Origin of the sequence: Providencia vermicola (assembly GCF_020381325.1) — a bacterium.
Lineage (GTDB): Bacteria > Pseudomonadota > Gammaproteobacteria > Enterobacterales > Enterobacteriaceae > Providencia > Providencia vermicola.
Genome location: NZ_JAGSPI010000007.1, coordinates 262,587 through 273,319, shown reverse-complemented (window position 1 = coordinate 273,319; position 10,733 = coordinate 262,587). Strand labels below are relative to the sequence as shown.

Annotated in this window: 9 protein-coding genes; 4 read left to right on the top strand and 5 right to left on the bottom strand. The window is 42.8% G+C overall.

The annotated features are described in order from the left end of the window. Positions 1–15 precede the first annotated feature (15 nt). From leuS to KDJ85_RS12385, 5 genes are all read right to left on the bottom strand, one after another. Complete coding sequence (gene leuS, locus KDJ85_RS12405) at positions 16–2,598, bottom strand: leucine--tRNA ligase (protein ID WP_225819919.1); 2,583 nt, start codon at positions 2,596–2,598, stop codon at positions 16–18. 348 nt (positions 2,599–2,946) lie between these two features. Next, positions 2,947–3,672 (bottom strand): amino acid ABC transporter ATP-binding protein, encoded by a 726-nt coding sequence (locus tag KDJ85_RS12400; protein WP_225819918.1) that lies wholly within the window; start codon positions 3,670–3,672, stop codon positions 2,947–2,949. Continuing rightward, positions 3,669–4,346, bottom strand: coding sequence for a glutamate/aspartate ABC transporter permease GltK (gene gltK, locus KDJ85_RS12395; protein WP_225819957.1), 678 nt, complete (start codon positions 4,344–4,346; stop codon positions 3,669–3,671). The genes KDJ85_RS12400 and gltK overlap by 4 nt, the downstream gene beginning before the upstream one ends. Positions 4,347–4,350: 4 nt before the next feature. Continuing rightward, complete coding sequence (locus tag KDJ85_RS12390) at positions 4,351–5,091, bottom strand: amino acid ABC transporter permease (RefSeq protein ID WP_219244330.1); 741 nt, start codon at positions 5,089–5,091, stop codon at positions 4,351–4,353. Between the two features lie 115 nt (positions 5,092–5,206). Continuing rightward, positions 5,207–6,073 carry a glutamate/aspartate ABC transporter substrate-binding protein gene (locus tag KDJ85_RS12385; RefSeq protein WP_377210632.1) on the bottom strand — a complete coding sequence of 289 codons (867 nt, stop codon included), beginning with the start codon at positions 6,071–6,073 and terminating at the stop codon, positions 5,207–5,209. Between the two features lie 614 nt (positions 6,074–6,687). On the opposite strand from KDJ85_RS12385, the gene KDJ85_RS12380 reads away from it, so the two are divergent. The 4 genes from KDJ85_RS12380 to KDJ85_RS12365 all read left to right on the top strand — a co-directional run bounded on the left by KDJ85_RS12380 (position 6,688) and on the right by KDJ85_RS12365 (position 10,726). Further along, the gene (locus KDJ85_RS12380; RefSeq protein ID WP_206085270.1) at positions 6,688–7,095 is read left to right on the top strand and encodes a metal resistance protein; all 408 of its coding nucleotides are present in this window, start codon (positions 6,688–6,690) and stop codon (positions 7,093–7,095) included. Between the two features lie 48 nt (positions 7,096–7,143). After that, on the top strand, positions 7,144–9,225 hold the full coding sequence (locus KDJ85_RS12375; RefSeq protein ID WP_225819916.1) for a protein-disulfide reductase DsbD family protein: 2,082 nt from the start codon (positions 7,144–7,146) through the stop codon (positions 9,223–9,225). After that, positions 9,222–9,953 (top strand): DsbA family protein, encoded by a 732-nt coding sequence (locus KDJ85_RS12370; RefSeq protein ID WP_225819915.1) that lies wholly within the window; start codon positions 9,222–9,224, stop codon positions 9,951–9,953. Before KDJ85_RS12375 ends, KDJ85_RS12370 begins: the two co-directional genes overlap by 4 nt. A 272-nt stretch (positions 9,954–10,225) precedes the next feature. Then, the gene (locus tag KDJ85_RS12365) at positions 10,226–10,726 is read left to right on the top strand and encodes a protein disulfide oxidoreductase (protein WP_225819914.1); all 501 of its coding nucleotides are present in this window, start codon (positions 10,226–10,228) and stop codon (positions 10,724–10,726) included. The last annotated feature ends 7 nt before the right edge of the window (positions 10,727–10,733 follow it).

Genomic DNA, 10,733 nt, shown 5'->3' with positions numbered 1-10,733 from the left:
GCCAACAGCCTAATATCAACCTACAACAAGGTTAAGCAATTTGCCTGGAACATAGATTACTTTGCGTATACTTACCTCTTCAAGATATTTCGACACGCTAGGCTCTTGTTGTGCCATTTCTAAGACAAATTCTTGTGTCGCATCGGCTGGAACGGTAATACGACCACGAACCTTACCATTGACTTGAACGACAACCAACTTAGTGTCATCAATCATGGCTTTTTCATCAGCAACAGGCCATTGTGCGAAATCGATGTCTGTTTGATGGCCCAAAGCTTTCCACATTTCAAAGCAAGCATGTGGAATAATGGGTGACAGCATCAGTGTAATGGCTTCGAGAGACTCTTGGACTAATGCGCGGTCTTGTTCGGTTTCTTGTGGAGCACGAACTAATTTGTTCAAGAACTCCATGATCGCGGCAATTGCGGTGTTAAATGCATAACGGCGACTAAAATCATCAGAGACCTTAGCGATTGTTTTGTGTAGGTCACGGCGTAAGTCTTTTTGCTCTGTTGTTAATGCGCTGATATCTAAAGGAGACGTTGCGCCTTTTTGAGAATGTTCATGCACTAAACGCCAAACACGGCGAACGAAGCGGTTGGCACCTTCAACGCTAGACTCTTGCCATTCAAGGGTTAGCTCAGGCGGTGCTGCGAACATCATGAATAAACGAACCGTATCTGCGCCGTATTTTTCGACCATTAATTGTGGGTCAATACCGTTATTTTTAGACTTAGACATTTTGCTCATACCAGTATAAACCAGTTCATGGCCTTCGTTGTCTACAGCTTTAGTAATACGGTTTTTGTCATCACGCTCAACAATAGCATCAGCAGGGGAAACCCAAACACGTTGTCCATCGCTTCCTGTATAATAGAATGCATCAGCAAGTACCATGCCTTGGCACAGCAGACGTTTTGCAGGTTCATCGGAGTTGACCAGCCCTGCATCACGCATCAATTTGTGGAAGAAACGGAAATACATTAAGTGCATGATGGCGTGTTCGATACCGCCGATATATTGGTCTACAGGTAACCAGTAGTTAGCTGCAGCTGGGTCTAACATACCGTCATCATATTGAGGGCAAGTATAACGTGCGTAGTACCAAGAAGATTCCATAAAGGTATCGAAGGTATCTGTTTCACGTAGTGCAGGTTGACCATTAATGGTCATTTTCGCCCACTCAGGATCTGCTTTAATCGGGCTGGTAATGCCGTTCATTACAACATCTTCAGGCAAAATCACAGGCAGTTGATCTTCTGGAACAGGAACGACAGTGCCGTCTTCCAATGTTGCCATTGGGATTGGCGCGCCCCAGTAACGTTGACGTGAAACACCCCAGTCACGTAAGCGATAGTTGACTTTTCGTTGGCCTGCACCCAGTGCAACAAGTTTGTCTGAAATCGCATTGAAACCAGCCTGATGGTCTAACCCACTGAATTCACCTGAATTAATCAGTGAGTTTTTCTCCGTCATGGCTTCTTGGGATAAATCAGGCTCGTTGCCTTCTGCATCAGCAATGACGGCTTTAATTGGCAGATTGTATTTATGAGCAAACTCCCAGTCACGTTGGTCGTGAGCAGGAACAGCCATAACTGCGCCAGTACCGTATTCCATTAATACAAAGTTTGCGACCCAAATTGGCAGTTTTTCTTGAGTCAATGGATGTACAACGAATAAGCCTGTTGCCATCCCTTTTTTATCCATCGTTGCCATGTCCGCTTCTGCGGTTTTGGTGTTACGGCATTCATCAATAAATTGCGCTAATTCAGGATTATTCGTAGCGGCTTCTTTTGCTAAAGGGTGACCTGCGGCAACGGCAACATAAGTCGCACCCATAAAAGTGTCAGGGCGAGTGGTATAAACCGTTAAGGTTTCATCGCGATCAGCAACATTAAAGGTGATCTCAGTGCCCTCGGAGCGACCGATCCAGTTGCGTTGCATCGTTTTAACTTGTTCAGGCCAATCTTCCAGTTTGTTCAGATCGTTGAGCAACTCTTCTGCGTAGTCAGTAATCTTGATGAACCATTGTGGGATTTCTTTGCGTTCAACTGGGGTATCACAACGCCAGCAGCACCCATCAATGACTTGCTCATTAGCCAGAACGGTTAAGTCATGTGGACACCAGTTGACCGCTGAGGTTTTTTTATACACTAAACCCTTTTCATACAGCTTAGTGAAGAACCATTGTTCCCAACGGTAATATTCAGGGGTACAAGTCGTAACTTCGCGATCCCAATCGTAACCGAAGCCGAGCATTTTAAGCTGGCTTTTCATGTAATCAATGTTGGCATAAGTCCATGGCGCAGGAGCCGTGTTATTTTTAACCGCAGCACCTTCAGCAGGTAGGCCAAACGCATCCCAACCAATTGGTTGGAGAACGTTTTTCCCCAACAAACGTTGGTAACGAGAGATAACGTCACCCATGGTGTAGTTACGTACGTGGCCCATGTGTAGTCGACCAGAAGGGTAAGGTAGCATGGACAGGCAGTAGTATTTTTCTTTGCTGTTGTCTTCAGTCACTTTGAAAGTTGCTTTTTCATCCCAGTGACGCTGTACTTTAGGCTCTATATCTTCTGGACGATATTGTTCTTGCATGGCACCGATAATCCTATGGTGAATAAATGCTACATTTGTAGCGTGAATGTCTTTCTTAATTAAGATCCGCATAGCATAGCGGATCCTCACCGAAAACAACAATAGTTGATTAGCTGAACCTACGGGGGAAGCTGGATATTGCTTTTCGGGGAACGGAGTCAGAATATTTTACTCTGATAACCAAACAACTTAACTAAAAAGTCAGGCAAATGGTAGTGGTTTCTTGAACTATTTCAAATTCAGTAAGTTGTTATTGAATTTTATCCGTGGATAATCGCAATTTAGCGTGAGAATAGATGTTAAATTGTGATTTGAAGAGGAGGGAGCCATATGGCTCCCTGTAAAAAATTAATGCAGAATTTTCGCTAAGAAATCTTTGGCGCGCTCGGATTGTGGGTTAGCAAAGAACTCTTCTTTTTTACTATCCTCAACAATCTTACCTTCATCCATAAAAATCACTCGGTTGGCCACTTTTTTGGCAAAGCCCATTTCGTGCGTGACCACCATCATGGTCATGCCTTCATTGGCGAGTTCCACCATGACATCCAGAACTTCGTTGATCATTTCTGGGTCAAGTGCTGATGTGGGTTCATCGAACAGCATTGCGATTGGGTCCATGCAAAGTGCACGGGCAATGGCTACACGTTGCTGTTGACCACCTGAAAGCTGAGCTGGGAACTTATTTGCATGATTTGCTAAACCAACTCGTTCTAAGAGCTTAAGTCCTTTTGCTTCAGCTTCCTTTTTATCGCGATTTAACACTTTGACTTGCGCCAGTGTTAAGTTTTCAATAATGGATAAATGTGGAAATAATTCAAAATGTTGGAATACCATTCCCACTTTAGAACGCAGTTTTGCAAGGTCTGTTTTTTTGCTATTGACTTGAATATCATTCACAAAAATCTCACCCTGCTGAATAGGTTCTAAGCCATTCACTGTTTTTATTAATGTGGATTTACCCGAGCCAGATGGCCCACATACGACGACAACTTCACCTTTTTTAACTTCAGTTGTGCAGTCTGTGAGCACCTGAAATTGGCCATACCATTTGGATACATTTTTCAGGGTAATCATGAAACAGTCCTTTTCTTAAGATAATTCACTAACATTGAAGCGCCAAAACTGATAATAAAGTACACCAGACCTGCAAACAGTACCATCTCTACCTGCGTGCCATCTCGCTCACCAATATTTGTGGCGGTACGGAAGAAGTCGGTTAAGCTCAGGACATACACAAGGGATGAGTCCTGGAATAACACAATACCTTGCGTTAATAACAGTGGTACCATCGCTTTAAACGCTTGCGGTAACACGACGAGTCTCATGGTTTGCATTTGTGTCATGCCTAGCGCTAACGCAGCAGAGGCTTGTCCACGGGAAATGCTTTGAATACCCGCACGAATGATTTCGGAGTAATAAGCCGCTTCAAAAAGAGAGAAGGCTATCATTGCTGAAATCAAACGAATATCATTTTTTGGTGATAAGCCTAGAACATTTTGTAATAAGCTTGGAACGATTAAATAGAACCATAACAAGACCATAACGAGTGGAATCGAACGGAACGTATTCACGTACAATGCAGCAAACCAGCTAATTGGCTTGAAAGTTGATAAACGCATTACCGCCAATACGGTTCCCCATACAATCCCGACCACAATAGCGGTTAATGTGATTTTAGCCGTTACAATAAAGCCATCAATTAAGAAGGGCATGCTTGGGGCAATTGAGCTCCAATCAAAATCATAAATCATTTTATCGCCCTCCTAATGTGCCAGGTAAGCGAACTTTGCGCTCTAATAGCGTCATCAAAATCATAATGACGACGTTAATACCTACATAAGCTAGTGTAATTGCGGTGAATGATTCCCATGCGTGGGCAGAGTAATCCAATAGTTTGCCCGCTTGCGCCGCCATATCCACTAACCCGATGGTGGAGGCAATGGCGGAGTTTTTTACCAAGTTCAACATTTCTGAGGTCATTGGTGGCAAGATCACGCGATAGGCATTTGGCAATAATACGTAGCGATAGGTTTGTGGCAAGGTTAAGCCCATCGCTAACGCTGCGCTTTTTTGCCCTCTAGGCAGTGATTGTATTGCGGCGCGTACCTGTTCGGTCATACGTGCTGCGGTAAATAATCCTAGGCATAACATTGAAGAAATAAAAAATTGGTAGTTAGGATCTAACTCCATTTTAAACCAATCACCAATTGAGCGCGGAAGCAGCTCAGGGATCACTAAATACCACGTAAAGAATTGCACGATGAGCGGCACGTTACGGAATAATTCCACATAAGCGGTACCTAAAAAGGCTAAAAAACGGTTAGGGACTGTACGTAAAATACCGAAGAATGAACCGACTAAGAATGCGATAATCCATGCGCAAATAGAAAGTGTGACAGTGACTTCTAGGCCAGATATTAACCACCCTAAATAGGTGGTATTCCCAAACGGGGCTTCCTGAAGGAAAATTCCCCAATTCCAATTAATTGACATAATTTTGACTTCCTGTGGGCAATTAGATTGTCCCGAATACTGTGAAGAGTGAGCAAGGCGGGGAACGACCGCCTTGCAACCCTTACTTCCAGTAACACCCTGTTTGTCTTTTTTATTAGTTTAGTGCTTTGTCATTTGGCGCTTTAAACAGTGCTTTCATTTCATCGGACAACGTAAACTTCAGATTCAGATTTTTTGGTGGGATAGGTTGGTTAAACCAACGATCAAAGGATTTTTCAGCTTTGCCTGAGGTTTGTGCAGTTGCGATAGTTTCGTCAACCAGTGCTTTGAATTGCGGGTCGTCTTTACGCAACATACAGCCATAGGCTTCTTCAGTTTGTGGCTTACCAACGATTTCCCAAATTTCAGGTTTTTTCGCTTTCGCACGTTCACCCGCTAGCAGTGCGTCATCCATCATAAAGGCAACGGCACGACCAGATTCTAAAGTACGGAATGAATCACCATGGTCTTTGGCGCTGATAATGCGCATTTTCATGTTTTTTTCGTCATTTAATTGATTTAACAGGATTTCAGACGTTGTACCAGAGGTTACAACAACGTTTTTCCCTGCCAAGTCCGCAAAATCTTTGACGCCAGAATCGTTCTTAGTCAGTAAGCGTGTACCTACCACGAAAATTGTGTTGGAGAACGCTGCTTGTTTTTGTCTTTCTACATTATTGGTGGTTGAGCCACACTCAAAGTCAAAGGTGCCATTTTGTAACAATGGGATACGGTTTTGCGACGTAATTGGGATTAATTTCACTTGCAGATCTGGCATGTTTAGTTTTTTCTTCACTGCATCAACGATTTCGTTTGAGTAATCCTGTGAATAACCAACGACTTTCTGGCTATTGTCATAGTAGGAAAACGGTACAGAAGATTCACGGTGACCAACAACAATGACACCGTTATCTTTGATTTTTTTCAGAGTCCCGTTTAGCTCGTCTGCTTGAACTGCGCAGGTCGCACCTAAAATCATCATTGATAATACAAGCTTACTTATACGCATATTACAGCTCCTTTAGAACATCGGTGTAAACCCGCCATATTTCAAAGGTGACCTATCATGGAACGAGGTTACGCTTGAATGACGTTAGTTTTGTTGTGTTATGTTTGCTGATGTGTCGAGGATTTCGATAACGCCACGATCATCGGCTGTATGTTTTATTATTGTTAAAAAGTAATTAAATTTGTTAATTAATGAAAATGGATTGTTTCAATTTCGGGAGCTATCTCGCATATTATTTGGTGCATTCTTGAATCAGCGCACTAATATGGTGAATAGCGACTAAAAATTGTTTAAAACTGATAATCGCGCACTGTTAGGGTGCAAACTATCGCCACTTTCATTCCTGTATAAGATGTAGCAATTTCTGTGCCGAGTTTTAGATGTAGGTAAGTTTTTGTTTATCGAAAAGGGAAATGTATTTGTAAAGTTAGATGATGCTACTTGTACGGAATGTTTTGCTGTGTAAGATGTAACCTCCATTTAACTTATAGATGGCATAGCGGTTTTAGTCAAAGTTCGATTTCTATCGTTATTATTGCTAAAGTTGTTTAATTGGTGTTATTTCAGGAAGATATACCGAGAAACGCATGAACAGGCATTTAAAATTAGGTAAAGGATTAGTGATATTCGCCTGTCTGATGGTATTGATTTGTATGAATCAGCGCGCCGTCGGAGAGCGTCTATTTGCCAATTTTTTTGTGCCGAACGTTTTAGTTCACGCACAAAGTCATGCTGGGTCTAACCTTACCTATACCGATAAATCTCAATTAGAACAAAGTGATAGCAGTACACATCTTTCTAGTTGTGAGCTTAGTGCTAAATCATTAATCACTTTGCTACCTGCTGTTATCGAACCTTTCTTCTTTATGTTTCTTGCTTTAGCTGCATTAATGGTATTTTGCACTAATCTATTTATATCTAGAGCAAACAATGAAGAAAAACATGCCCCTCCTAGAGTCAGACGGCACTTACAGTTTTGTAATCTTCGGAATTAGCGCACAACGAATTTCAATTCGTTGGTGTAATTTATTCTGGAGGAAACAATGCGTTTTTTAATTAATTCATTTTTGATTTTATTTGCTCTATTTTCGAGCAGCTTACAGGCTGCGGATACGGGGTGGCTGCAACCTGCAAAAACAGGGTGGATGAATGATAACACCCCAATGCATGCACAAGTGCGTTTGCTGAGTTCGACTCAACAGGACGATGGCAAAATTGATATTTTGCTGGATGTGAAACTCGATGATGGTTGGAAGACCTATTGGCGCTCACCGGGAGAAGGGGGCGTCGCACCTGAAATTGTTTGGTCAACACCCGTCGATACAATAGATTGGCAATGGCCCGCGCCTGGGCGTTTTGATGTGGCAGGGGTGTCAACTCAAGGCTATATGGGCGATATTATTTTCCCCATTACAGTCTCTAGCAAAGACAAACTCGATAAATTAACAGGTGTTTTAACGTTATCGACCTGTAGCAATGTCTGTATTTTAACAGATTATCCTTTTGAGCTTGATTTAACTGAGCCAGCCCCCGCTGATTTTACGTGGGCTTTTAACCAAGCCAAAGGGGCCGTGCCACCAACGAGTGGTTTGGTTGAGCAAGCAAAAGCGGGTTTCGCCAATGAAAAATTGGTTATTGAGCTGCAAAAAAATTCAGGTAGTGCATGGATTAAACCAAATATTTTCACTGATGTAGTCGATGGCGCTGTTTTAGGAGTGCCAGTGATTAAAACATCAGGGAATAACCTTACCGCAATCATTGATGTGAGTGATGATTGGGGGGAGGAATCACCAAACTTAACAGGGAAAACCGTATCATTTGTGGTCACCGATGGTGACATTTCCCAGCAAATTAGCAGTGAAGTGACGCCATTTACTGGCACAATTAGCCCAAATGAAGCAGGAAGTGCAATTTCGTTGTGGCAAGTGGTCTTGTTCGCTGTTGTTGGCGGATTAATTCTTAATTTGATGCCATGCGTTCTTCCTGTGCTTGCAATGAAACTCGGCTCCGTATTAATGGTGCCACAGGGTGAACAAAAAACCATTCGTCGCCAATTTTTACTTTCCTCCTCTGGGATCTTAGTTTCTTTCTGGTTACTCGCTCTGTTGATGACACTGTTACGTGTTGGCCAGCAAGCGGTTGGTTGGGGAATTCAATTCCAAAACCCGTGGTTTATTGGTTTTATGGTTCTAGTTACCGCATTGTTTACAGCAAATTTATTCGGTTTATTCGAAATTAACCTCGGCAGTAAAGCGAATACACGTCTTGCGACAGCAGGGGGACAGGGGAATAGTGGGCATTTCTGGCAAGGCGTATTTGCAACGTTATTAGCTACTCCGTGTTCTGCACCATTTTTGGGCACCGCGGTGGCCTTTGCACTCGCCGCGCCAATGAGTGAGTTATGGTTAATTTTCACTGCATTAGGTATTGGGATGAGTTTACCTTGGTTACTGATTTCCGCTTTCCCTGCTATTGCAAAATTACTTCCGAAACCTGGCACATGGATGCTGAAATTACGCGCGGTGCTTGGTTTGATGATGCTAGTGTCTAGCCTTTGGTTAATTAGCTTATTAATTCCCCATTTTGGTGCAACTTACTCCACCGCGATTGCCATGACATTCTTAGTCTTGCTGGTGGTCTTTATTGCTATCAAAAAAGGGATAAAAGCGGCTATTTTCCCCTTAGTGTTATTTACATTGTTTGCGGGCACTTTTATTTGGATGACCCAAGGGCAGCAGGCAGGAAGTCGCTCATTAGTCAAAGATACAGTGAATTGGCAACCTTTAACTGAGCAGGCAATTACCGACGCCCTAGCGCAAAACAAGCGCGTTTTTATTGATGTAACGGCAGAGTGGTGTGTTACCTGCAAGGCAAATAAATACAATGTACTATTAAGAGATGATATTCAGCAGCTATTAGGTGAGCCGGATGTTGTCGCATTACGTGGAGATTGGACTAAACCGTCTCCTGAAATTACTGCATTCTTGCAAAAACGTGGGCAAGTCGCAGTTCCTTTTAATCAGATTTATGGCCCTAACTTGGCCGACGGCGAGGTGCTGTCAACAATACTTGACCGTGAATCGTTAATCTCAGTTATGAATCAGGCCAAAGGAGCCACAAAATGAAAAAAACAATTTTAGCTGTTCTCTTTTCATCTCTCATGATGGGAGCAACAGCCCAAGCCGCCCCATTAACGGCAGACCAAGAAGCGCAAGTGCGTAAATTGGTTCGTGATACGTTAGTTGAAAACCCAGAAATTTTGGAAGAAGCTATTGTCGCACTGCAAGCGAAGCAAGGTGAAAAGCAACAAGCGCAAATGAAAGAAACGCTAAAAGCCGAGCAAAATGCCTTATTTAACGACCCAACAAGCCCGCGCATAGGTAAAAAAGATGCCAAGTTGGTGTTAGTTAACTTTACCGATTTTAACTGCCCATATTGCAAACGTTTTGACCCACAACTGATGGATATCGTGAAAAAATATCCTGATGACGTTGCAGTGGTGATCAAGTATTTACCATTTAAAGGCCAAACATCGTTAGATTCAGCACAATTAACCATGACACTCTGGCAAGAAGACCCGAAAGCATTTGAAGCACTGCATCATAAATTTATGCAAAAGCAAGGCATGCTGTCAGATGCAAATATCAAAGATGCGCTCAAAGCAACGGGTAACGATAAGCTTAAAGCGAGTGAGAAAAGCCGTGAAGGCATTCGTACAAATATGATGTTAGCAGAAAAACTTGGGGTGAACGGAACGCCAGCGACGCTGGTGGGCGATGAGATGATCCCAGGGGCTATTGATGCACAGCAGTTTGAAGAGGTGGTGAAGGAGCAGTTGGCTAAGCTTAAATAGTTCTCCTCGTCATAGTTCGCGCTGTGGCGGCTATCCTCGTCATACTTCGTGCTGTGGCGGTGTTGGCTTCGTTCGGTTACGTGGGTCACATACTTATGTATGCTCCCCACGATAACCTCACTTGCCGCCTAGCCACAACACGAATTATTTAGATGATAGAGACTAAGCCCTAGAAATAATATTTATTTAGAAGAGCATTAATTTCGATTAAATGCTTCGGTTTCCTATACATTAAATTTGAGCTATTTGAAAACTAAGTGGTTAATAACCTTATGAATAGACTGAAAAAGTGGTCTAAAGAAATTATTGTTTTGGCGATTATTTTATTTGTTGCCTTTACGGTGATGGACTTGTGGCGCAAACCACAAACGCTTGCCCCTGTGCTATTGGAACAACACACTTTGGCCAATGGTGAAACGGTTTCGTTGGCAGAATTAAGCAAAGAAAAACCCATATTGGTTTATTTCTGGGCAACATGGTGTGGGGTATGCAACTTAACATCGCCAACGGTATCCGATTTAAGCCAATCAGGCATGCCAATTATCTCGGTTGCCATACGTTCGGGTGAAACACCGCGTTTAATCAAGGGAATGGAAAGCAAGGACTTAACCTTTCCTGTGATCAACGACATTAGCGGGCAGCTTTCCAATGCAGTGGGGGTTAGTGCAACACCAACATTTATGGTGATTGATAACGGTGAATTAGTCAGTTTTACTTCGGGCTGGACCAGTTCTTATGGCTTAAAAATGCGCATGTGGTTGGCCTCATTCTAGTATTTTT